26 protein-coding genes are annotated in these 21,291 nt (G+C 41.8%); 19 read left to right on the top strand and 7 right to left on the bottom strand.

Annotated features, from left to right (window positions below; genetic code table 11):
* Nucleotides 1-2: 2 nt before the first annotated feature.
* The 4 genes from ACQYAC_RS11530 to ACQYAC_RS11515 form a co-directional block, all read right to left on the bottom strand.
* Nucleotides 3-764, bottom strand: coding sequence for an SDR family NAD(P)-dependent oxidoreductase (locus tag ACQYAC_RS11530; protein ID WP_429943322.1), 762 nt, complete (start codon nucleotides 762-764; stop codon nucleotides 3-5).
* Entirely contained in the window at nucleotides 761-1,468 is a 708-nt protein-coding gene (locus tag ACQYAC_RS11525) for a cupin domain-containing protein (protein WP_058013421.1), read from the bottom strand. Before ACQYAC_RS11525 ends, ACQYAC_RS11530 begins: the two co-directional genes overlap by 4 nt.
* A gap of 1 nt (nucleotide 1,469) precedes the next feature.
* On the bottom strand, nucleotides 1,470-2,072 hold the full coding sequence (locus ACQYAC_RS11520) for a bacilysin biosynthesis protein BacA (protein WP_058013422.1): 603 nt from the start codon (nucleotides 2,070-2,072) through the stop codon (nucleotides 1,470-1,472).
* A 149-nt stretch (nucleotides 2,073-2,221) separates the two neighbouring features.
* Nucleotides 2,222-3,454: an MFS transporter gene (locus ACQYAC_RS11515; RefSeq protein WP_429943321.1), complete on the bottom strand. Its 1,233-nt coding sequence runs from the start codon at nucleotides 3,452-3,454 to the stop codon at nucleotides 2,222-2,224.
* Between the two features lie 145 nt (nucleotides 3,455-3,599).
* On the opposite strand from ACQYAC_RS11515, the gene ACQYAC_RS11510 reads away from it, so the two are divergent.
* Entirely contained in the window at nucleotides 3,600-4,079 is a 480-nt protein-coding gene (locus tag ACQYAC_RS11510; protein WP_058013424.1) for an Lrp/AsnC family transcriptional regulator, read from the top strand.
* A gap of 13 nt (nucleotides 4,080-4,092) precedes the next feature.
* Here the strand turns inward: ACQYAC_RS11510 and ACQYAC_RS11505 are convergent, their stop codons facing one another.
* Nucleotides 4,093-5,253: an MFS transporter gene (locus ACQYAC_RS11505; RefSeq protein WP_429943320.1), complete on the bottom strand. Its 1,161-nt coding sequence runs from the start codon at nucleotides 5,251-5,253 to the stop codon at nucleotides 4,093-4,095.
* 67 nt (nucleotides 5,254-5,320) lie between these two features.
* Nucleotides 5,321-6,091 carry a hydrogen peroxide-dependent heme synthase gene (gene hemQ / locus ACQYAC_RS11500; protein ID WP_058013426.1) on the bottom strand — a complete coding sequence of 257 codons (771 nt, stop codon included), beginning with the start codon at nucleotides 6,089-6,091 and terminating at the stop codon, nucleotides 5,321-5,323.
* A 239-nt stretch (nucleotides 6,092-6,330) separates the two neighbouring features.
* Here hemQ and pta point away from each other — a divergent pair, with 239 nt between their 5' ends.
* From pta to ACQYAC_RS11430, 14 genes are all read left to right on the top strand, one after another.
* Nucleotides 6,331-7,302, top strand: coding sequence for a phosphate acetyltransferase (gene pta / locus ACQYAC_RS11495; protein WP_061409912.1), 972 nt, complete (start codon nucleotides 6,331-6,333; stop codon nucleotides 7,300-7,302).
* Between the two features lie 134 nt (nucleotides 7,303-7,436).
* The gene (locus ACQYAC_RS11490; protein ID WP_429943319.1) at nucleotides 7,437-8,288 is read left to right on the top strand and encodes a MurR/RpiR family transcriptional regulator; all 852 of its coding nucleotides are present in this window, start codon (nucleotides 7,437-7,439) and stop codon (nucleotides 8,286-8,288) included.
* Nucleotides 8,289-8,431: 143 nt separating this feature from the next.
* Nucleotides 8,432-9,103, top strand: a complete 672-nt coding sequence (locus tag ACQYAC_RS11485; RefSeq protein ID WP_429943318.1) for an RraA family protein — start codon at nucleotides 8,432-8,434, stop codon at nucleotides 9,101-9,103.
* An 11-nt stretch (nucleotides 9,104-9,114) separates the two neighbouring features.
* Nucleotides 9,115-9,990: a prephenate dehydrogenase/arogenate dehydrogenase family protein gene (locus ACQYAC_RS11480; protein ID WP_058013429.1), complete on the top strand. Its 876-nt coding sequence runs from the start codon at nucleotides 9,115-9,117 to the stop codon at nucleotides 9,988-9,990.
* 45 nt (nucleotides 9,991-10,035) lie between these two features.
* Entirely contained in the window at nucleotides 10,036-11,370 is a 1,335-nt protein-coding gene (locus ACQYAC_RS11475) for a TRAP transporter large permease subunit (protein WP_429943317.1), read from the top strand.
* A 13-nt stretch (nucleotides 11,371-11,383) separates the two neighbouring features.
* A complete protein-coding gene (locus ACQYAC_RS11470; protein ID WP_058013431.1) occupies nucleotides 11,384-11,650 on the top strand; it encodes a hypothetical protein in 267 nt (88 codons plus the stop codon).
* Nucleotides 11,651-11,825: 175 nt separating this feature from the next.
* On the top strand, nucleotides 11,826-12,236 hold the full coding sequence (locus ACQYAC_RS11465) for a YwqH-like family protein (RefSeq protein ID WP_058013432.1): 411 nt from the start codon (nucleotides 11,826-11,828) through the stop codon (nucleotides 12,234-12,236).
* Nucleotides 12,229-12,507 carry a YwqI/YxiC family protein gene (locus ACQYAC_RS11460; protein ID WP_058013433.1) on the top strand — a complete coding sequence of 93 codons (279 nt, stop codon included), beginning with the start codon at nucleotides 12,229-12,231 and terminating at the stop codon, nucleotides 12,505-12,507. Before ACQYAC_RS11465 ends, ACQYAC_RS11460 begins: the two co-directional genes overlap by 8 nt.
* A gap of 11 nt (nucleotides 12,508-12,518) precedes the next feature.
* The gene (locus ACQYAC_RS11455; RefSeq protein WP_429943316.1) at nucleotides 12,519-14,045 is read left to right on the top strand and encodes a T7SS effector LXG polymorphic toxin; all 1,527 of its coding nucleotides are present in this window, start codon (nucleotides 12,519-12,521) and stop codon (nucleotides 14,043-14,045) included.
* A gap of 14 nt (nucleotides 14,046-14,059) precedes the next feature.
* Entirely contained in the window at nucleotides 14,060-14,422 is a 363-nt protein-coding gene (locus ACQYAC_RS11450; protein WP_429943315.1) for a hypothetical protein, read from the top strand.
* Between the two features lie 39 nt (nucleotides 14,423-14,461).
* Nucleotides 14,462-14,854 (top strand): SMI1/KNR4 family protein, encoded by a 393-nt coding sequence (locus ACQYAC_RS11445; RefSeq protein ID WP_429943314.1) that lies wholly within the window; start codon nucleotides 14,462-14,464, stop codon nucleotides 14,852-14,854.
* Nucleotides 14,855-15,021: 167 nt separating this feature from the next.
* On the top strand, nucleotides 15,022-15,867 hold the full coding sequence (locus ACQYAC_RS11440; RefSeq protein WP_429943313.1) for a lipoate--protein ligase family protein: 846 nt from the start codon (nucleotides 15,022-15,024) through the stop codon (nucleotides 15,865-15,867).
* A gap of 35 nt (nucleotides 15,868-15,902) precedes the next feature.
* Nucleotides 15,903-16,388, top strand: a complete 486-nt coding sequence (locus ACQYAC_RS11435; RefSeq protein ID WP_410581359.1) for a tetratricopeptide repeat protein — start codon at nucleotides 15,903-15,905, stop codon at nucleotides 16,386-16,388.
* Between the two features lie 41 nt (nucleotides 16,389-16,429).
* On the top strand, nucleotides 16,430-16,663 hold the full coding sequence (locus ACQYAC_RS11430) for a DUF5970 family protein (RefSeq protein ID WP_429943312.1): 234 nt from the start codon (nucleotides 16,430-16,432) through the stop codon (nucleotides 16,661-16,663).
* 34 nt (nucleotides 16,664-16,697) lie between these two features.
* Here the strand turns inward: ACQYAC_RS11430 and ACQYAC_RS11425 are convergent, their stop codons facing one another.
* The gene (locus tag ACQYAC_RS11425; protein WP_058013438.1) at nucleotides 16,698-17,498 is read right to left on the bottom strand and encodes an RsfA family transcriptional regulator; all 801 of its coding nucleotides are present in this window, start codon (nucleotides 17,496-17,498) and stop codon (nucleotides 16,698-16,700) included.
* Between the two features lie 238 nt (nucleotides 17,499-17,736).
* On the opposite strand from ACQYAC_RS11425, the gene ACQYAC_RS11420 reads away from it, so the two are divergent.
* The 4 genes from ACQYAC_RS11420 (at nucleotide 17,737) to ACQYAC_RS11405 (ending at nucleotide 20,998) form a co-directional block, all read left to right on the top strand.
* Nucleotides 17,737-17,958, top strand: a complete 222-nt coding sequence (locus ACQYAC_RS11420; protein WP_003215259.1) for a DUF1450 domain-containing protein — start codon at nucleotides 17,737-17,739, stop codon at nucleotides 17,956-17,958.
* Between the two features lie 170 nt (nucleotides 17,959-18,128).
* Nucleotides 18,129-19,430, top strand: a complete 1,302-nt coding sequence (locus tag ACQYAC_RS11415; protein ID WP_007497716.1) for an HD domain-containing protein — start codon at nucleotides 18,129-18,131, stop codon at nucleotides 19,428-19,430.
* 30 nt (nucleotides 19,431-19,460) lie between these two features.
* The gene (locus ACQYAC_RS11410) at nucleotides 19,461-19,961 is read left to right on the top strand and encodes a YwgA family protein (protein WP_058013439.1); all 501 of its coding nucleotides are present in this window, start codon (nucleotides 19,461-19,463) and stop codon (nucleotides 19,959-19,961) included.
* A gap of 224 nt (nucleotides 19,962-20,185) precedes the next feature.
* Nucleotides 20,186-20,998, top strand: coding sequence for a zinc-dependent metalloprotease (locus tag ACQYAC_RS11405; protein WP_061409891.1), 813 nt, complete (start codon nucleotides 20,186-20,188; stop codon nucleotides 20,996-20,998).
* The last annotated feature ends 293 nt before the right edge of the window (nucleotides 20,999-21,291 follow it).

Genomic DNA, 21,291 nt, shown 5'->3' with positions numbered 1-21,291 from the left:
TTTTATCTAGCGGTGTAACCGCCATCTGCTGTGACAACACTTCCAGTCATATAGCTGGATAGATCAGAGGCGAGAAACAGCATGACGCCCGCAATTTCTTCGGGTTTTCCGAGACGAAGTAATGGATTCACCTTTGCTTTTTCCTTTTTGACAACCTCAAGACTTTCTGAATGATTGTCTAAAAAGGATTTTTCATTTAATGGCGTATCAATAATGCCTGGGGCGATACAGTTCACCCTGATTTGATGGGCGGCATAGTCGACCGCCATCGATTTGGTCAGCTGGATGACACCGCCCTTTGTTGCATTATAGGCAGGAATGTCAGGCCAGCCGACAAGCCCTCCGACAGATCCGGTATTAATAATACTTCCGCTTTTCTTCTCAAGCATATGCGGCAAAGCATGCTTACTCATGAGAAATACACCCGTCAGGTTGACCTGCACAATGTGATTCCAATCCTCCAGTGTCATCTCGTGAACGGGAGAGACAATTTCAATTCCTGCATTGTTAATCAGCACATCGATTGTCCCAAACTGGTTCAGCACAGACTGAACGGTTATTTGACAGTCAGACTCATTCGTAATATCTGTTTTGAAAAACGCAAGATGCTCGTGCGCCAATGATTCGACGAGGTGTTTTCCGCTTTTTTCATTGATGTCAGCCACTGCGACTTTTGCTCCGTGCTCAAGGAAAAGCTTGACTGCGGCAAGCCCAATCCCCGATGCACCTCCTGTAATCAAGACGACTTTTCCGGCAAGGTTCATTTCTTCACCTTAGACGCTTTTGGCTTCAACCGATTATAGCGGGGAGGGAAGAAGAGATTAATAGACTTTGAGGCTTCCGGCTTTGGATTTATCGCCCCGTGGTCTTCCTTAGGTTCACAGAAGTAGGTAGTACCAAATTCCATTTTCTCTGTAAAGCCTTCAATGGTCATATCATAACCTCCGCTGATGCAAATGCCGATTTGTTCATTGCGGTGTTTATGAAAAGGCATTTCTCCGCCATTTCCAGGAATGTTGGCAATCATGAGCTCCATCCAGTCCTCAACAAAAAAGGTCACTTCCATGCCAGGGAGTAAATCCCGTGTTTTGAAAATGTCTAAGAAATAAGTAGGAGGCGCCGTATATTCCTCGCCATCTTTTAATCTCTTAATATCAATAGCAATCACTTCTTCATCTGTCAGGTTAGAAGCGCCGTGAGGGACAAAAGGTGGTGCGATATACGCTGATTCTAAAGGGGTGAGTAATTGGATTGATGGACCGACTGTCATTTGAAGCTCGCCTTTTAATACGATGCCGATTTGTGCTTCGGGATGCTCGTGAGGTTCAATGATCGTGTGAGGAGGGACGTATGAGATTAACACTTCCGTATCACCTCTGACCGTGGAATATTGTGTGACACCATTCTCCCATTCTATTTTTTTGGCTTGTGGAAAATATCGTTCTTGCGTCTTTTGTTCAGTTTGCATATTATATCTCTCCTTTTCCGAATATGGACCAGCTCATAGGGATGCTTTTAAACGTTCGAACGAAGGTGAGGCCATATGTGGCTCTGGCTACCTCATTGGTTAAAGCGAAATCAAATTCGCCGTCTCTTACTTTTTGTGCGGCAGTACTTGTTGAATTGACCAGCTCAAATTCAGCATTTTGGTGAATGAAATATTGAATTAAATTGACAGGTGCAGGATGAGAGACAATTTTTAAATGGTGGAGCATTTGTTCATGAAATGGAAAATCTGGTCTGACAGCCAAACCATACATGGGTGTGTCACATCTGAAAATTTGTAAGAGCTGCAGGTCAGGTCTCATGTAGAAGTGTTTGATTCCTTCGTATGCGTGTGGAACGAGAGTGTATTGGAGTGCGTGAGAGAGAGTATGTTCAATGCAAGTTTCGAACGTGTCGTAAAGGGATAGTTTCGTATGAGTGCCGAGTGTAGTGGTGGAATGAGAGATGAAATGTTTTGCTGCGTATTCACTGCTTGTCCCCTTAGGGCCTAGTGTATTGACTGTAAACATCTTAGGTGAAACGATGGGCTCTTCTTTGAAATGAAAAACATCATTCTTTAAGATCATGTTTACCATCCAATCTTTTTCAAATTTTTACTAGATTATAAAAAATATATTTGTAAATTGTCAACAAAATTTATAAAAAATGTATTTTATGATGATATTAAAAATTGATCTAAAAAACTGCACATACCTAGATGTGCAGTGAATGGAGCTTACGTTTCAAATGTGTTTTTATGTTTCTGCTGTAAGGTTCGTTCACGTTTATAGCTGGCGAAACTAACAAGAAAACCAACGAGCGTAATGAGCGCACATAGAAGCCCTACCGTATGATAGCCGAAATGGACATAGACAGGCCCCATAAGAGCGGAACCAAGCATAACGGCAAGGTTGGACGCAAGACTGTAAAAAGCCATCACTTTTCCTCGGTGGGTTTGGGAGCAGTCACTTAGAACAGTGCTCAAAAGCGTGACGGATAAACTTTGCATGGCACCCCAAATAAATAGGGCAAAAATCAGCAATGTCCATGAGAAAGGAGCATAAGGAAGTAAGGCGAGAACGAGCGTAATGCCGCCCAGCACAAAGAAAAGAGAACGAGTTTTGCCAAACCAGTCTGCTAATTTCCCTGTAAATACACTCATGGAAAAGCCGACGCCGTAAGCCATGATCAGTAGTCCTGCAGTCGATTGCCCTCCAGAAAATAAACTTTGCAGATACGCTCCTAAAAACGAGTACATGCCATAAAATCCTAGCATATTACAAAAAGTCACGGTCAAATAGGCGGGGACACGATCAATTTTCAAAGCTCCCCATAAAGAGTCAGCTTTCTCCCTAGCTTGAGGTGTTCCTGTATTCGCTGTGGCGGTTTGTTTACGAGATTCAAGAATGACGAGCAGCAGGACAATGAGACTCATAATGGAGAAAATCCAAAAGGTCCATCGCCAGTTTAAACTCTGACCGATGAAGGCGCCAATTGGTACACCGAGGACAAGAGAAAGAGACCAGCTCGACACAATGAGCCCCATCACTTTGCCTCGATATTCATAAGGAACCCGGTCGCCTACAAGCGCATAGGCTGTTGGCACAAATACACCGGTCGCCAGCCCAGAAAGAGCACGACCGGCAAAAAACACCGCCAAATTCGGGGCAGCCGCACACATCACGGTCCCAATCAAAAAGAAAGAAAGCCCGATGATCAGACATAGCTCCCTTGAATACCGGTCCCCTAAAGGAACAAGCAGCGGGGCTCCAATAAGCACTGCTAACCCATAAATGCTGATGGAAAGGGCGAGAATATCAAGAGAGTGCTGAAAGGAGTTTGATAAATCAGGCAGCAGTGGTGAAATCACCAGTTCTTCCGATCCCGCCGCAAAGACGCCAAGTGTCAGCGCGATGGCAAGTGTGATGGGAAATGTTTTAGAAGCCTGGCTGTCTAAAGATTCTTTCATCAAGTGATCCCTCCATACTTGCTTTTTCATTCAATTCCGTTAAAATAAATTCTACCATTATTTAGTTTTATTTTACATTTCGCATCATAAGTATTATCATAAAATACTTTTCAAATGGAACGATTTTTGGATAGGAGAGGTACGAATGAAAATCACCGATGTTGATGTGCATATTTTAAATGAATTGAAAAAAGATGCTCGCTTATCTATGAGGGAGTTGTCCAAACGAGTCAATTTATCCGCCCCTGCGGTAGCAGAAAGAGTGCGTAAATTAGAGGATGCAGGGGTTATCGAAGGGTATTCGGTTCAGGTCAACTATAAAAAATTAGGGCTTATGATTGACTGCTTACTGGAAGTCACAGTGCTAAACGGGGAGTATCAGCGTTTTGTGGCTTTTATGAATCAGCACCCACGCGCATTTTTTGCTTATCGAGTGGCAGGACAGTCATGCTTTTTCATTAAGCTGTCAGTCGCTTCCCTTGAAGAAATTGAAGCCTTTATTCAGGCAGTGTCTGGGTTTACAAAAACCGTATCTCATATCGTCTTATCCGAGCACTCCTTTTCCCACCCAATTCAGGAACGTGTGAAACAAATAGAAGAGCCAGAAATGACCGTGATGAAATAAAAAAGGACCTGACTCAGGTCCTTTTTGTTCGTCTGTCTGACTGATAGCTGATGATCGTAATGATGAGTCCAATGAAAGTTACAGCTGCAGCAAATAACGGTACAAGCTGTAAATGTGTAAGCTGGATGGCAAGGCCGCCCAGCGCAGCACCGCCGGCATTCCCGATATTAAAGGCAGAATGGCTGAGCGTTGATGCGAGTGTCGGTGCTTCATGTGCCATGTTCATCGTGCGGTATTGAAAGGTAGGAACAAGAATAAATGAAATGATTCCCCACACAAAAATGGTCAGCACAGCAGGCACTTTGAATTCGGAAGTGATAGTAAACAATAACAGGACAGCCATCAGCAGGATCAAGGACACGATAATACTCGGCATCAGCTTCCAGTCGGCAAGCTTTCCGCCAACTAAATTCCCGATGGTGACCCCAAGTCCGAAGAGAACAAGGATGAGCGTCACCCCATTCTCTTGAAAACCAGTCACTTGCAGCAGGATCGGGCTGATATACGTAAAGGCGGTAAACACACCTGCAAAACCAAAGATCGTCATTGCAAAGGAGACGAGTACTTGTGGCTTTTTCAAAACAGACACTTCATTTCGAATATCCAGTACTTCTTCCTTCGATTGATTGGGTACTAAGCTGATGATACCGATTAAGGAAATGAGCCCAATGACAGCAATGACGAGAAACGACATACGCCAGCCGAATTGATTTCCAATGAAGGTACCGAACGGCACACCCAGTACGTTGGCGACCGTCAGTCCTGTAAACATGAAGCTGATCGCACTTGCACTTTTCTCCTTAGGCACAAGCCGTGCCGCCATGATCGCTCCGACGCCAAAGAAGGTCCCGTGAGCAAATGATGTCAAAATACGTGCAACCATTAATAGGCCATAAGAGGTTGATACAGCAGCAACAGCATTTCCCGCCACGAACAGGATCATTAATAAAATGAGAAGATGTTTCCTCGACATTTTTCCAGTCGATAACGTTAAAATAGGTCCGCCAACTGCCACACCAAGTGCATATCCAGTAATCAGCTGCCCTGAAGCAGAGATAGATACATGAAGGTCGTTAGCAACGTTTGGCAAAAGTCCCATAATGACAAATTCAGTCATACCAATCGAAAACGCACCGATCGTTAAAGCAAAAATAGCGATGGGGAAGTTTTTCATGATGTGATCACCTTTCTAAAAAAATACATAAAAAGGCTTCGGAAAGATCCGAAGCCTTAAGAGTTTATCATACATGAAAATAAGACGCCAGCTGCTCGTTTGCTAAGCGGTTTCCGACAAAGAAGGAACCAAATTCGCCGTAGCGTGCACTGACTTCATCAAAGCGCATTTCATAAACCAATTTTTTGAATTGAAGCACATCGTCAGAGAAAAGAGTGACGCCCCACTCATAATCATCAAAACCGACGGAGCCTGTAATGATCTGCTTTACTTTTCCGGCATAACTGCGGCCAATTAAGCCGTGGCTTCTCATAAGAGATTTACGCTCATCCATAGAGAGCATATACCAGTTGTCGTTGCCGGAACGTCTTTTATCCATTGGATAGAAGCATACGTATTGAGAAGCAGGGAGCTCTGGGTATAGACGTGCACGTACATGCGGGTTCTCGTAAGGATCTCCGCCATCTCCGCCTCCTGCTAAGTAGTTGCTGAGTTCAACAACTGAAACGTACGAATAAGCTGGGATCGTAAACTCTGCTAGTCGTGTCTTGTTGAATTCAAGTTCAATTTCACCCAGTTCTTCCATGGTTGGACGCAAAATCATGAGCATAATATCTGCTTTTTGGCCGACAATACTATAGATTGTTTGGCTTCCAGCCTTATCGTGCTCAGCTGTTTTCCATTTTTCTAATAGACCTGTGAATTCATGAAGAATCGCTTGGCGCTCATCACTTGTCAGCAGCTTCCAAGCTGTCCAGTCAAAGGTTCTAAAATCATGCAGTGCATACCAGCCGTCTAGCGTTTGAGCTGCTTCATTGGTTGTATGTTGTTCGCTCATTTCTTTCACTCCTATTAACAGTTTTCCATCTGTTCCAACTATAACATAGTTTGTCCAAATGAAGATGTGATCAAAACTTGAACGACGAAGTCAGCTTTATGGAAATTGATTTAATTAGTTTGAAAAATAAGAATTTAATATGTAAGCGCTATAATGTAAGTTGGTAGTTTGAATTTATGTAGAAGAAGAGTATGCTTAAAAGAGAACGCTTTTTTTGTAAAATCAAGGAGGGTATATAAGTGGCAGATATTTTTTCAACAGTTCAGGAAAAGGTTGCAGGTAAAGGAGTAAAGATCGTTTTTCCTGAGGGAATGGACGAACGCATTCTAACAGCCGTTCAAAAACTAGCAGATGGCAAAGTCTTGCAGCCAATTGTTGTAGGTAAAACACAAGAAGTTGAAGCAAAAGCAAAAGAATTAGGTCTTACACTTGATGGTGTTGACGTGTATGATCCTCATACATATGAAGGTTTTGAAGAGCTTGTACAAGCTTTCGTAGAAAGACGTAAAGGCAAAGCAACCGAAGAGCAAGCAAGAAAAGCATTACTAGATGAAAACTACTTCGGTACGATGCTTGTGTACAAAGGTCTTGCAGACGGACTTGTGAGCGGTGCAGCACATTCAACTGCTGACACAGTACGCCCAGCACTTCAAATCATTAAAACAAAAGAAGGCGTAAAGAAAACATCTGGCGTCTTCATCATGGCTCGCGGCGAAGAGCAATATGTGTTTGCTGATTGTGCAATCAACATTGCACCAGACAGCCAAGATCTAGCTGAAATTGCAATTGAAAGTGCTAACACAGCCAAAATGTTCGACATCGAACCACGTGTGGCAATGCTTAGCTTCTCTACAAAAGGCTCAGCAAAATCAGACGAAACAGAAAAAGTATCTGAAGCAGTTCGTATTGCAAAAGAAAAGGCACCTGAGCTTGTACTTGATGGAGAATTCCAATTCGATGCAGCTTTCGTTCCTTCAGTAGCAGCGAAAAAAGCACCAGATTCCGTCATTAAAGGCGATGCTAGCGTATTTGTTTTCCCTAGCCTAGAAGCTGGAAACATCGGCTACAAAATTGCACAGCGCTTAGGTAACTTTGAAGCTGTAGGTCCAATCTTGCAAGGCTTAAATCAACCAGTAAACGACCTTTCAAGAGGTTGTAATGCCGAAGACGTTTACAACCTTGCGCTTATCACAGCAGCTCAAGCACGATAAACTAGCATCTCGGCTAAAGCAGTCAGCGCGATATTCGTGCTGGCTGTTTTTTTATTTTGGACAAATGTGTACAATATAGAGAGGAAAAAACAATCTGATCGTAGATAAAGCCGATAGGATGGGCGGGTGCTATAATGGAGGATTTAATACATAAGCTTCAGCATAAGGTCGCTTTTTTAACCGATGCACAGAGGAGAATTGCAGATTATATCGTACAACATCCAATGGAGGTCGCTTTTTTAACTGTTGATAAATTAGCGTCAAAAGTCGGGACGAGTACAGCAACTATCATGCGATTCTCTGCTGCCGTGGGATATTCCGGGTTTTCGGAGTTTCAAAAAGAGCTCCAATCAGCTATGAAGCATAAAGCCGACCCTCAAACGAGACTTGAAGCGAATCTCAAGCATTCAAATAAGAGTAAGCTCCTGCATAACCATGTAGAACTGCAATTTCAAAATATCCAGTACGCATTGGACAATATCACGGAAGAAACCTTTCAGCAAATTGTTGGGAAAATAGCTAGCGCACGCCACGTTTTGTGTACAAGTGTCCGAAGTGGAAGACCTGTTGGCGAATACATGTCGTTAGGAATCAATCGGCTATTGGGGAATTGCCAGTATATTGATGCAGATCAAAGTGACTGGGTGGATGATTTGGTTCATTTCAACTCGGGTGATTTCATTATAGCTGTCAGCTATCCGCGCTATGCAAAGCGTATGAAGGATTTGATGGAAGCAGCGAAGTCTTATGGGGTGGAAGTCCTTTTAATTACAGACAGTTACAGCTCTCCACTAACCAAATATGCACAATATGTATTACCATGTTCCTCAGCAAGTGTAGGCTCTCATAACTCTGTCGTATCGGCTATCTTTATCGTCGATTTCATCTTAAGTGCATTAGCGATGGATGATCCTGAAAGAACCAAACCACGTTTAGACCAAATCAATCATATGTTAAAGAAAATGAGTTATCACACAACACATTAGTCGTGTGGAACTCATTTTTTTATTTTTTTGAAAGCGCTTTACTATTTAAAAATGAGGTGGTATGATCATATCACGAAAGTAATATATATTACTCTAAATGAATTAAATGTAATGAATATAACTCGAAGGGGATGATGGAAACAATGAGTACTGTTCATTTTGTGTCAAATGATCTCATAGCTAGGGCAAAAAAGCTTAACTCGACCTTGCTGTCAGACGTGATGGGATGCACCGGCGCGATGGATCATCAAATCAAACCAGTTGCGAGAGGCATGAATGTAGTCGGCACAGCTTTTACCGTGAGCTTACGGCCAGGAGATAATCTGTTTCTTCACCAAGCGATTTATTCTGCGCAAGTAGGCGATGTACTCATCGTTGATGGGAAAGATCATAGGGGTCACGCATATTTAGGAGAATTGATGGCAGGTGCAGCAAAGGCTGTTGGAATAGAAGGAATCGTGATCGACGGTCTTGTCCGCGATAAAGTCGCTTTAGAGGAATTTGCTTTTCCAATCTATAGTAAGGGATTCACGCCGAATGGACCTTTTAAGGATGGCCCTGGTGAATTGAATGAAATCATCTCGTGTGGAGGGGTCAAAGTATCACCAGGTGACTTGGTCGTTGCAGATGATGATGGAGTAGTGATTGTCCCGAAGGAGAAAGCAGAAGAGATGCTGTCGCTGGCTGAGGGGAAACAAGCATATGAAAATCAAAGATTAAAAACCATTCAACATTATATGAGTGAAGAAAAGCAGGATATCAGTCTCCTAGCACCTGCATGGCTAGAGGGCAAAATGAAAAAATTTCAGGGATAGGGGAATCTGTGATGAAGATAGGCTTTATCGGTTATGGAGAAGCGGCATATGAGCTGTCAACGGGGTTGAAAACAGAAGGATTAGATCATTTTTATGCGTATGATGTACTATTACAAAATGAGAAACTGGCTGGAACAATGAAAGAAAAAGCAGCTCGTACAGGCGTCGAATTAATAAGTAATGTGAGTGAGGTCATTGAGAAATCTGACATTGTCATTGCGGCTGTGCCAGCGAATAAAACCTTAGAAGTGGCTCAATCTGTATTAGGAAGTTTGAAAAAAAATCAAGTATATGTGGATGTGTCGGCATCAACTCCAGACATCAAAAAACAAGTAGCAGACGAAATTAAAAAGCAAGAAGCTCTATTTGTAGATGCCGCCATGCTAGGATCTCTCCCAGTTAACAAACATAAGGTTCCAATCACGGCAAGCGGAAGTGGAACAGATCGATTCATTGAATTAACGAAAGAATACGGTATGAATATTACAAAAATCAGTGATCAGCCAGGAGATGCTTCAGCCTTAAAGCTAATAAGAAGCATTTATATGAAAGGAATCGTCGGTTTACTTATTGAATTTTTGGAAATTTCCAAAAAATATAATGTAGAAGATCAAGTGATTTCTTCACTAAGCGAAACGATGGATAGCAAAAGTTTTGTAGAGACAATGAATCGTCTTGTGACAGGAAGTGCATTGCATGCAAAAAGACGAGCGGTCGAACTACTTGGCTCTATTGAAATGCTGGATTCAGCTCATATTGATGCGAGCATGTCCCGGGCAGCACAACAGAAGCTAGAGAGATTAGCAGATTTTCAATTCGTTGAACGGTTTAATGGGGAAAAACCAGCCAGCTGGGAAGAAGTCATTGATGTGATGCAGCAAGGGTGATTTTTGTAAGCGCTTTATTAATTGAAAGGGAGGCGAAGAAACGACATGGGTTTTATTGCATTGATTGTATTCATAGCCGTCATCATTATATGGAATGTCATCGTGAAACGAAATATGGGAGAAGCCATGCTGTTAGGCTTTATTGCAACCACTTTGTTTGGCGGAATGGATGCGCTTAGACTGTTCTGGGATGGTTTAATATTTGCATCCACATATGAGGTGCTTTATGCAGCCGTTGCGTTTGTATTCATGGCTTATTTAATCGAGAAGCTGGAATTAATTCACGCACTCCTGCGCATCTTGAATTCGGTAGTCGGCAAGCTTCCTGGGGGAGCGGCTTATATGAGTACGTTAGGTTCAGCAGTCCTAGGCGCTCTATCAGGTTCGAATTCTGCAAACACAGCTGCCACTGGCTCTATTACGGCTTCTTGGATGATTAAATCAGGATGGAGCCGAACCCATACGGCCACGATTCTAGCCGGGAATGGCGGACTTGGAGCCGCGCTGCCTCCGAACTCTTCCATGTTTATCATGCTCGGCTTTGCACCAGTTGCAGCCCTTGTCTCTGAAGGTGATTTATATATTGCTCTTTTAATAGGTGGACTGTATCAAGTCGTATACCGATTTATTCTTGTGTATATTCTGGTGAGAAAAAATAAAATTCAAGCGATGCCGCCAGATGATATTGTCCCCTTTAGAGAAGCTGTGAAACAAGGGTGGAAATCGATTTTTATTTTTTTCGGTGCCTTGATCCCTATCATGATCACAATTGGTCCGCTGGCAAACTACTTAAAAAGTAATCCAAACATTGGACCAGAGGCAATGGATCAAATTTCTTTAATTACGTGGATTCCGATTCTCATGATGCTGATTAGCTTAACAATTGGAAGAAAAAAGGCGTCTGCTTTAGATTGGCCTCAGTTTTTCAAGTCGGCCATTCCTAAGTTTACAACGATCGGTGCCTTGATGCTGTTTGCTGTTGCTGCTAGTCAGGTGCTTGCTGAATTAGGACTCGCAGAAGATTTGACACACATCACATCAGTACTTGCCATTCCGAAGTGGCTCATGGTGCTCATTGTTGGTGTTCTTGTCACGCTGGTGGCTGGACCATTATCTTCAACTGCTACATTAACAGCTGTTGGGCTTGTCTCATTTTCAGCTTTAATCTCAGTCGGAGTAGATCCAGTTGCCGCTGTTGTCGCCATTCTTGCCTTTTCATCAACAGAAGGCGCTTCCCCGCCTGCATCAGGGTCAATTTTCATCGCTTCTGGTCTTGCAGGAGCCCGGCCGGAGAAAACATTTATACCGCTCATTCTTTACTATATGCTGCCGATTGTAGGAATTGGGTGGCTCATTGGAATGGGCATACTTCCAGTATAGAAAGGAGAAACACATGAGAGCATTGATGGAATTTTTATTTAAAGTGCTGCTTGTCCTTTTTTTAACGTCAGGTACCATGCTGGTATTCGGTCAAATTCTAGGGATTCTCTTGCAAAATGGAGATTTGATCATAGCAAGTACGAACCTATTCAAAAATCCCACACTTGTGTTAAGCGCTTTTTTTAGTCTTATCGGTTTCTCTCTTCATTATATTCCTGACAAGAAAGACACGTCATTTAGCGATCAACCATCAGCATCAGCTGGTGATTCGGTCAAATAAGCGTCAAAAGCTGGATTCAGTTGGTGAATTCAGCTTTTTTTGTGCATGTGAAATAGGTATAAAAACCCAATACCTACGATTCATTTTTCGGTGAATTTGTTTTCAATCATATGCCTCTTGTGCTAGGAAATGGTAACATAACGGAGGACTATTTGAGGAATAGAGGTGTTTGACGATGTCTGGAGCTATCATCGGTTATACAACAGCCTTGTACTCGTTAAAGGCAGACATATCCATAAAAAAAGAACAAATCATAGAACTCAAGATGTGTCGAAAAGAAATAAAAGAAGCAAAATCGGCTCTGGCAGATGCTAACAAGAAAATGACTTATCCAGATCTGACATCACATACATGGTTTGGCCATCTTGCAGATACGTTTGATGACATTCGAGACGAGATGGCATCCGCCAGTCAAGAGATTAAAGGTGTACAGCTGACCAATCTAGTGAATCGAATTGATGAGAAAATCAGTGACTTAAAATCAGAAATTCATTCGTTAGAACATGAAATCCATTCTGTTGAAAGAAAAATAGAGAAAGAAAAGCAGAAACAACTGGAAGAAAAAAGAGGGAAGTCACATGAGTAGAGAAATCAAAATAGATGCCAGTGAAATCAAACAAGTGTTACAACATACTAAACAATCAGGCGCTCAAATGAATGCAAAACTTCCAACATCCATCAAAGGGAGAAACCAGCTCCTAGTAGCAGACACATTAGAAAAAATCAATCAACAATTGAACGAATTAAGTACATCCTACATAGGCATTCTTCAGAAACAGCTTGTACAAACAGAACAAGCGGTGAACACCATGATCGAAACGGACAAGGCGCTTGCCTCCAGCAGTAAAAGAAAATAAAGGAGAACGCAATGAAAACCCTTGACGCTTTTGCGCTAATAAACGGAATTGACCAAACGCTGAATACATTAAAGCAGCAATCACAACAAATCAGCTCCATAGAAAAACAAATCCATCACATCATCTCACTTGATGGCGCACTAAAGGGAGAGGCGGGACAAGCCATCCGCTCCTTTTATACAGAATGTCATATTCCCTTCCTGCAATTCTTTCAGGTCGTCATTGAGGAATACAGCACTGCGCTGAAAAACACAAAGCAGGCGCTTCATGCACTAGAATCAAACGGGCATGGCTTTATATCACAAGCATTTATTGAACACGAACTTGATCAAGGTTTAAAAAAAGCTGAACGAATGATATCCGAGATTGTAACGGATGTAAACCACGCCATTGGCAGAGTTGGTCATATTGTTCATTTACCAAATGTAGACGAATCAGTGTTTCAGCAAAACTATCAAAAGGCATGGCTTGAGACATCAAGAACCATTGGTCTGCTTCATGCATTTGACAGAGAGCAGACAAGCGCTTTACATGAAACCACAAGCTCTCTTCAAACAATGAAGCAATACATACATACCTTAAGTACCATGTTCACCGGCCCAAAAATCGACATCACCACCTATCAAAAAGGATCTATTTTCAAAAATGGAAAAGAAGAAAAAATAAGCAGCACCATCGGTGGATTGAATGACAAAATAGACGACCCGAAAGACAACCCGATGATGATCATGCTGAAGAGACTGAGAGAGAAAGAACGGACGAATGTGGAGACGGTTGTTCGGGAAACGCCGTCTAGTAAAATCAATCAAACAACCGTGACCTTAAATGGAGAAGTATATGATATCAATGAGTACAAAAAGATCAACTTCGAAAATGCCAAAACGGTTGAGGTCATGCGAGACGGAATGCTGTATCGGTTACGAATATCAGAAAAAAACAAAGTAACGATTGAGAGCGTTAAATCGATTTCTGATGTAAAAACAGGCGATCAACCCCCAAATATCTTAAATACAGCGGTTGAATTTACAGGAATAAACGACGCGATTCGAGCGATTACAGGAAGAGACCCAGTAACAGGTGATAAAGTCGTGGATATGGATCGTTTGGTATCGGGGTTGTACATGATACCTGGCGCAAAAGTTGCGAAAGTGGGGAAATATGTTTTTAAGATGCTTAAAGGGGAGAAAGTAGCTAAGAGGGTTAAGAAGACGACTACAGGTGCTGATGATCTGATTAAATTTAAAGGTGATCAAGCTATTATTCATTATGAAAAGCATAGTAAAGAGATAATGGATGCAATGGGTAAAAACCAATACAATATAAAAAATTACCTTAAAGATGCAAATCATGTTATTCATAAGGGACGATATGTACCAGAATTGAATGGATATGTGAGACTTATTGGTGGAAAAGGAAGCGCAAAATATGGATTTGTGGGGCTTGATAGAAAAACAGGGAATATTACCACATTTCATATAAAATCGGTTAAAGAACTTTCTAAAAAAGCGCCAAGTTTAGGTATAAAAACAAAGAAGTAAAAAGGGTGATCATATTGAAAATAAGAAAAATAAACTGGATTTCACAAGAAGCCTCAGAAGCTGAAGTGATTGTAACAGATGGCGAACTGGAAATAATGTGTTTTGCTCAACCATTAAATTACCATGAAGGAAATGAACTATTAGAGCCTATTTATTGTTTAGATGTCTCAGACTTAGTGAAAGCTGAATTGTCAGAGTTTAGAATTGAAAAATTAGATGATCATTTTAGTTATAGTTTCTTAGGACAATTAATTGATAAGCGTGATGAAAAGGTGAGAGTAGGCGGACTTTTATTAGAACTGGATTACAATATACCAGGAGATATAAATGAAGGCGATTTTATAAGTTTTAATTGCAAACGATTAGATATTTATTAGTAGAAGGTGAAGTCTTAAAAGTATAGGAGGCTCTCAAACATGATCAATTTCCTTCAAAACCCAAACAATCACCTGAACGAATCAGCAAGTGACAAACAAATCAAAAAGGCAGAATCCCAACTAAACATGGTACTGCCCGAGGTTAATAAGACCTTACTCAAACAGACAAATGGATGTTCCGTTGGAGGCGATGTCCTACTGTACGGCACTGAGGACTTTACGGAACGCAATGCAACGTGGGAGGTTCAGCGGTATGCATGCGGCTATGTAGCCATTGGCGACGATGGCGGCGGACAAGTATTTCTCATGCGTTTGGCTGAGGATGAGAAAAAGGTATGGGTTGTAGACGCTGGTGTGATGGACCCTCAGCATGCAGAATTGGTCACTGAAGACTTGCTGGAGTGGGTGAGTGGGGGATGTATCATTGAATGATCACAGCATTGAAATGCATGAATCATTGAAAAGCAAAACTGAATCATCCAACTGAACGCTCTGTGACGTTAAATGTCATGGAGCTTTTTTGATGCTCTCTCCGATTCTCCCTCCATTCATCCCATGTTATAATAAACACAGTTTATGAACGAGAGGATATGCAGGACATGAAAAATGAACCTATTGAGTTACTGACACAGCCGAAATGGCGAATCATAGATCAATCGAGCCTCGGCCTTTATGTGGACCCAAAGCAATCCTTTGCGATGGATGATACGCTTTGTGCGTCGGTCGGGAAGGGACTCTCACCAGCGACAGCGCGTTCTTGGGTGCATCACAATACAATTGTGCTTGGGATTCAGGATACAAGACTTCCATTTCTCCAAGATGGTGTAAAGCTCCTCGAAGAAGAGGGCTATCGCGTCATTGTACGCAATTCAGGCGGTCTTGCTGTTGTGCTGGATGAAGGCGTACTGAATGTGTCTTTAATCTTTGCGGAACAAAAGAAGGGCATTGATATTGACCGCGGGTATGATGCGATGGTGGAATTGGTCCGCCGGATGCTGTCTAAGTATGAGGTGGACATTGAAGCTTATGAGATTGTCGGCTCTTATTGTCCGGGCAGTTATGATCTCAGCATCAATGGAAAGAAATTTGCAGGCATTTCTCAGCGTAGATTACGCGGTGGAGTCGCTGTGCAAATTTATTTGTGTGCAGATGGAAGCGGGCGGGAACGAGCTGATTTGATTCGCCGTTTTTATGAGGCGGCCTTAAAGGATAAACGACATGAGGTGAAAGCCGTATTCCCTGATATACAGCCTGATACGATGGCGTCCCTATCAGAATTAACTGGAGAACCAATTGACTGTGCGCTTCTCATGCGTCTTTTACTAGAAGAACTACAAAAGCTGAGCGAACAACTGACAGCTTCAGGACTGACCACCGAGGAACAGCTAGATTTTGAGAAAAACATGACGCGGATGATTGAGCGGAATGAGAAAGTGTTCTCGTAAACACATCGTTCCATCTTAAAAATAAGGGTGATGTAATGGAAACGAAACTTCTGAAAGCTATTGAACTTCGAGAAAGTGGACATCTTCAAGAATCCAATGACATGCTCTTCCGTCTTGTAGAAGAGTATCCAGATCATGCCTCCATTCACTATCAATGTGCTTGGAGTTATGATGTGTTAGGGAAGGAAAAACAAGCTGTCTTTTTTTATGAGAGGGCCCTTGAACTAGGTTTGTCTTCAGAAGAAAGAGAAGATGCTTTACTAGGATTAGGAAGTACATACAGAACCTTAGGGGAATATGAAAAGTCAAAACAGGTATTCCTCCATGCGATGGAAGCTTATCCGCATAATAAAGCCATTCAAACGTTTTATGCCATGACGTTGTATAATTTAAACGAACATAGCAAAGCGATGGAGATATTACTGAACTGTTTAACTGAGACGACAAATGATCCTGGTATTTTGAGTTATCGAAAGGCCATTGATTTTTATTCAAATCAGTTAGATAGATTGTGGAAATGATTTGGTTTGTTTGGTCAGCCAAATAGAAAAGGAGGATTCCGGTGAAATCCAAAAACGGCAGTTACCTCTATTTACTATGGCTTCCTGTCATCATAGGAGCCGGCTACGGCATTTCGCTTTTCGTGCCGTTTCTTCAACCTGTCCTGACACTTGGCATCGCAGGTCTTTATATTTTTATATTTGGTGATTTTCAGGTGAGACAAGTCAGGTTTATTTTTATGTTCGTCTTTTTGATGAATGTCCTTTTTAGTGTGATGCTATTTTTGGACATTTAAAAAAGTGCTTCCCGCAGATGGGGAGCACTTTTTGTTATTCTGCCATTTTTTCGAGGTTGCCGTTTCGGTCCATTTTAAAGGTTGGAGCGGCAGTGTCATCCTCTTCAAACAAAACTAGTTTTCTTGCACGGTTCATGATTTTGACGAGTGTTTCATAATCTTCTTGAATCGTGAGCTGATCCTTCTCAAGCTTTTTCACTTCTGCTTCTAGCTGCGTGACTTTATGTGAAAGTTCGTTATTTTCTTGTTTTAACCGGCTGTTTTCCATGCGTAATGCAGAGGATTGCTGTCCATCGCCTTCATAGCGGCGCAAGAAATGAATGACATCTTCAATGGTTAACTCCTGTTGCTGCCTAAAAGGATTGGCTTCTGGCTTTTTCTCTACGACATGTGAAGCCTGTGACAATAAATGTGATAAACTAGCTAACTCTTCATTGTAGCTTTGGTCTACAAACTGGAGCTGCTCGGCTGTTTCAGATGCTGGTGCAAACGTTTCTTCCTGCGCTGGTTCCAGCTCCTGTGAGAATTCCTCTTGCGTGACTGTTTCTTCTACTTGCGGCTGATAGAGTAATCGTTTCTTTGCAGGCTGGCCATTGCCAAGAGCACGCATCCGTTGTTTTCTTTGTTTTTTGGCAAGGGCTAGCGCTTTTTCATATTGATGCCTTACAACAGCATTCCATCTAAAACCGCATGCCGCTGAGGTGCGATTTAGCTTGTCTCCTACTTCTTCAAACGCATTCAGCTGTGTGCTGCCCTCTCTCACGTGACGTAAGACGGTTTCTGCCAAAAGAAGATCATCTTCCTCTGACCAAGCATCTTGTCTTTGTTTTGACATGTTTAAACCCCCATATGATTTGATGGTATTAGATTAGCCAAATTCAAGAAGGTTTATACAAGTTTGCTAAAAGGATAGTGGAAAATACTAGCTTTTATATGAGCGCGTCTCAGCGATTATCATGCGTCTTGCAAGTCCAGCCGCTTCGATGTACAATGTTGGGTGGTATATTATGACTCTTGGTTGTCCAACTGTTTTATATAAAATGAAGTTCATCATTGAAAGGAAGCGTAAGACCATGGCTAATGAGTTTCGCGTATGTGACGATTGCGATGCGACGAACCTAAAGACGTTGTTGCCTCGACTCAAATCGGTTGACCCTGATGCAAAAATTGAAATCGGCTGTCAATCCTATTGTGGTCCAGGACGAAAAAAGGCTTTTGCGTTTGTGAACAATCGCCCATTATCCGCACCAACAGAAGATGAGTTACTCGAAAAGGTTCAAAAAAAAGTCAAATAAATGTCACTGAATGTGTTCAGTCGACCTAAAAAGAGGTCCGTCCCTGTCAGGTCGGGCTTTTTACGTCCGTGCTATCTTTGAGAACACATTCACGAGCAAATTCAAGGATGTTTTCGGGAAAAGTTACCCGATATAATAGAAACACGTCTTAAAAAAAGAGGGACGAAACGATGGCGTATCCAAAAGGGAAATTATCTGAGGAAAAGGTATTTAAAGATCCTGTGCACCGTTATGTTCACGTACGGGACGCATTAATATGGGATTTAATAGGAACAAGAGAATTTCAGCGCCTGCGCCGAATTAAACAGCTAGGAACCACTTACTTAACGTTTCATGGTGCAGAACACAGCCGTTTCAATCATTCACTCGGTGTATACGAGATTGTGAGACGGATTGTAGATGATGTTTTCAAAGGACGGCCGGAATGGGATGAGGGAGAACGCGAGCTTGTCCTGAGTGCGGCCTTGCTTCATGACCTCGGACATGGACCATTTTCTCATTCCTTTGAAAAGGTCTTCCACTTAGATCATGAATCGTTTACAAGAGATATTATTTTAGGGCAGACGGAAGTCAATGAAGTGCTTCGCCGGGTGAGTGATGATTTCCCGAAGCATGTGGCAGAAGTTATTGCCAAAACGTATCAAAACAAACAGGTGGTCAGTTTGATCTCAAGTCAAATTGATGCCGACCGTATGGACTATTTGCAGCGTGATGCCTACTATACAGGCGTCAGCTATGGCCATTTTGATATGGAGCGTATTTTGCGCGTAATGCGTCCTAGAGAAGATCAGATTGTGATGAAGCAGAGCGGGATGCATGCGGTCGAGGATTATATTATGAGCCGCTATCAAATGTACTGGCAAGTCTATTTCCACCCAGTGACACGCAGTGCGGAAGTCATTTTAACGAAAATTCTCCATCGTGCAAAAGAGCTGCATGAAACGGGCTATATTTTCACACATGCCCCTGTTCATTTTTATTCGATTTTTGAGGGGAATGTCACCACAGAGGACTATATTAAACTGGATGAATCCATTGTCTTATTTTATTTTCAGGCGTGGGAAGATGAAGAAGATCACGTGCTGGCTGATTTGTGCCGCCGTTTTATGAACCGCCGATTGTTCCAATATACAGAGTTTAATCCGAATGAAGAAATGACGAAATATTTCAAGCTGACCGCCTTGTTCAAGGAGGCAGGCATTGATCCTGACTATTATTTAGTCGTCGACTCTTCTTCTGACTTACCCTACGATTTCTACAGACCAGGGGAGGAAGAAGAGAGACTGCCGATCCACCTTTTGACGCAAAGCGGTCATATTAAAGAGCTGTCGAGACAGTCAGATATTGTTGATGCCATTTCCGGTAAACGAAGAACCGATCATAAACTTTATTTCCCGATGGACTTAATTGTAGATATGTCGGAAAAAGCTGAAGAAAAGAAGGCGATCATGAAGCTGCTTGGATTGGGATAAGGAAGTACTGAAAAAGGAGATGTCGGGAATTTGTTGAAAGAGCATGCAAAGTTGATGAAGGTATTCTCTGAATCTGGGGAAATCGTTGGACGGAAGAAGCTGCAAAAGATGATTTACATAGCAAAAAAGCTAGATTTGCCTTTTTACGAGAAATACGATTTTCACTTTTATGGCCCCTATTCAGAGGAGTTGACGCTCAGAATTGAAGAGCTGTGCAACCTTGGATTCTTGGACGAAATGAAGGAAAAAAAAGGCGGATACTATCAATATCGCTATTCGCTGACGGACAATGGGAAAGAGTTTCTCGATCAGTGTGAAGTGGACATGCCTGACCTCAAAGTGCTGACGCAGCAGATGAACGAGCAGTCGTCACGTTTTCTAGAGCTCGTCTCTACGATTTTATACTTTGATGATCTGCCAGAAGATGAGGTAAAGGAAAAGGTCTTCACCATTAAAAGCAAGCAGCGCTATACGGACGAAGAATTTGAGGATGCTCTTGCTTATATTGATCAATTGAAGAAATTGAACTAGTTTCACAAAAGCCCAGTATTTAGGGCTTTTTTTATTTTGTAAGACCTGGAACAAAAGCGCTAATTTTCAATGAAATGTGTACTGAACGATTCAGAAAATTAGTGAATATGACATATTCCGACTTTCTTCTCGTGCATCTAATTTCCTGTTTTTGACTGAATAGAAGGAAAATGGTGAATTTTCAGTGAATATATAACTTTGTGAAAATCAAAGGAGGGATAGGAATGAAAAAGCGTTCAGTCTTTTTGTCATTTTTATTGGTAGGTAGTTTGTTACCGGGAGTAAGTTCAGCTTCAGCACCAGTCGCGAGTGCTGGTCATGGGCATGATCATGGTCATGCGCCATTCGAAACACATATTAGTGAGGGGTTGCCAAAGGCAAACGATTTTAAAGATTTGACGAAAGCACCTCCAATTGAACGAGATGTGACAACAAAGGTATTAGATGAGTCTGGTAAGCAGGTGGGCTCTAGAACCTTTAAGGCGAATACAGGGGATTCTATTTCAACAAAGGCAAGTACAGGCAGTCAAAAAGTAACGGTCTATGCTGTAGCAGATGCACAGTATCGTGCGAAATATAGTGACTGGCAGACGCGAATTGTCAGCATCATCGAGCAAGCGGACGTGACCTTTAACCGTGATCATGATGTGGACTTTGTCGTACAAGCAGTAGGATCTTGGACATCTTCTGGATCAAATTCATCGCAAATTCTGTCCAACCTTCAGCGCAGCTTTGATGGCAGAGGATACGATTTTGTCACTGGATTTACAGCAAATCCAAACTTTGATGCAGGCGGAATCGCTTATGTATACAATAGTGCACCGAGCGGAAGTGCATTCGCCGTTAACCTTGATCAAGGAACAGCGAACACCGCAAAAGCGGCTACGCATGAATATGGTCATAACTTTGGCTTACCGCATGACCCTCAAGGCAGCGGCATTGTCTGCCTAATGAACTATGATTATTCCTACACAGTCGATTTCTTTGATGCGGCTCATAAAAATCAAGTGAACCGTAACAAAGCGTGGTACAGATAGGGTAAAAATTAAAAAGAGTGATTCACAGGAATTAAATAAACTGATTTAAGTAAACACTTGTATTTTAAATTATTTGCAAAGGGTTAGAAGGGTTTTTATTCTGGCCCTTTGTTTTCGTAGTTAATAGAAATTAAAAAATAAAGATGTCTTCTAGCAATGTAAAAGTTACACAATAATTTACGAATACTAGTTAAATACATAAATAGTATTTTATATGAAAATAGTAATTTTTTTCTTGTTATTTTAAGTAAACTATGATTAAATTTTATTGTGTTTCAAAAATATTCATTCAC

Source organism: Bacillus sp. MM09(2025) (genome assembly GCF_050496725.1).
GTDB classification, from domain to species: domain Bacteria; phylum Bacillota; class Bacilli; order Bacillales; family Bacillaceae; genus Bacillus; species Bacillus pumilus.
The sequence above is the reverse complement of the archived record's forward strand: the minus strand, read 5'-3'. Positions and strand labels throughout refer to the sequence as shown.

Excerpts from the sequence above, each read along its gene's own strand:
- ACQYAC_RS11465 (WP_058013432.1), top strand. The coding sequence starts at position 11,826 with ATGTCTGGAGCTATCATCGGTTATACAACAGCCTTGTACTCGTTAAAG.
- ACQYAC_RS11425 (WP_058013438.1), bottom strand. The coding sequence starts at position 17,498 with ATGTCAAAACAAAGACAAGATGCTTGGTCAGAGGAAGATGATCTTCTT.
- ACQYAC_RS11510 (WP_058013424.1), top strand. The coding sequence starts at position 3,600 with ATGAAAATCACCGATGTTGATGTGCATATTTTAAATGAATTGAAAAAA.
- ACQYAC_RS11435 (WP_410581359.1), top strand. The coding sequence starts at position 15,903 with ATGGAAACGAAACTTCTGAAAGCTATTGAACTTCGAGAAAGTGGACAT.
- ACQYAC_RS11505 (WP_429943320.1), bottom strand. The coding sequence starts at position 5,253 with ATGAAAAACTTCCCCATCGCTATTTTTGCTTTAACGATCGGTGCGTTT.
- ACQYAC_RS11520 (WP_058013422.1), bottom strand. The coding sequence starts at position 2,072 with ATGATCTTAAAGAATGATGTTTTTCATTTCAAAGAAGAGCCCATCGTT.
- ACQYAC_RS11445 (WP_429943314.1), top strand. The coding sequence starts at position 14,462 with ATGATCAATTTCCTTCAAAACCCAAACAATCACCTGAACGAATCAGCA.
- ACQYAC_RS11475 (WP_429943317.1), top strand. The coding sequence starts at position 10,036 with ATGGGTTTTATTGCATTGATTGTATTCATAGCCGTCATCATTATATGG.
- ACQYAC_RS11485 (WP_429943318.1), top strand. The coding sequence starts at position 8,432 with ATGAGTACTGTTCATTTTGTGTCAAATGATCTCATAGCTAGGGCAAAA.
- ACQYAC_RS11515 (WP_429943321.1), bottom strand. The coding sequence starts at position 3,454 with ATGAAAGAATCTTTAGACAGCCAGGCTTCTAAAACATTTCCCATCACA.
- ACQYAC_RS11420 (WP_003215259.1), top strand. The coding sequence starts at position 17,737 with ATGGCTAATGAGTTTCGCGTATGTGACGATTGCGATGCGACGAACCTA.
- ACQYAC_RS11440 (WP_429943313.1), top strand. The coding sequence starts at position 15,022 with ATGAAAAATGAACCTATTGAGTTACTGACACAGCCGAAATGGCGAATC.
- ACQYAC_RS11530 (WP_429943322.1), bottom strand. The coding sequence starts at position 764 with ATGAACCTTGCCGGAAAAGTCGTCTTGATTACAGGAGGTGCATCGGGG.
- hemQ (WP_058013426.1), bottom strand. The coding sequence starts at position 6,091 with ATGAGCGAACAACATACAACCAATGAAGCAGCTCAAACGCTAGACGGC.
- ACQYAC_RS11490 (WP_429943319.1), top strand. The coding sequence starts at position 7,437 with ATGGAGGATTTAATACATAAGCTTCAGCATAAGGTCGCTTTTTTAACC.
- ACQYAC_RS11525 (WP_058013421.1), bottom strand. The coding sequence starts at position 1,468 with ATGCAAACTGAACAAAAGACGCAAGAACGATATTTTCCACAAGCCAAA.
- ACQYAC_RS11480 (WP_058013429.1), top strand. The coding sequence starts at position 9,115 with ATGAAGATAGGCTTTATCGGTTATGGAGAAGCGGCATATGAGCTGTCA.
- ACQYAC_RS11455 (WP_429943316.1), top strand. The coding sequence starts at position 12,519 with ATGAAAACCCTTGACGCTTTTGCGCTAATAAACGGAATTGACCAAACG.
- ACQYAC_RS11470 (WP_058013431.1), top strand. The coding sequence starts at position 11,384 with ATGAGAGCATTGATGGAATTTTTATTTAAAGTGCTGCTTGTCCTTTTT.
- ACQYAC_RS11415 (WP_007497716.1), top strand. The coding sequence starts at position 18,129 with ATGGCGTATCCAAAAGGGAAATTATCTGAGGAAAAGGTATTTAAAGAT.
- ACQYAC_RS11460 (WP_058013433.1), top strand. The coding sequence starts at position 12,229 with ATGAGTAGAGAAATCAAAATAGATGCCAGTGAAATCAAACAAGTGTTA.
- ACQYAC_RS11405 (WP_061409891.1), top strand. The coding sequence starts at position 20,186 with ATGAAAAAGCGTTCAGTCTTTTTGTCATTTTTATTGGTAGGTAGTTTG.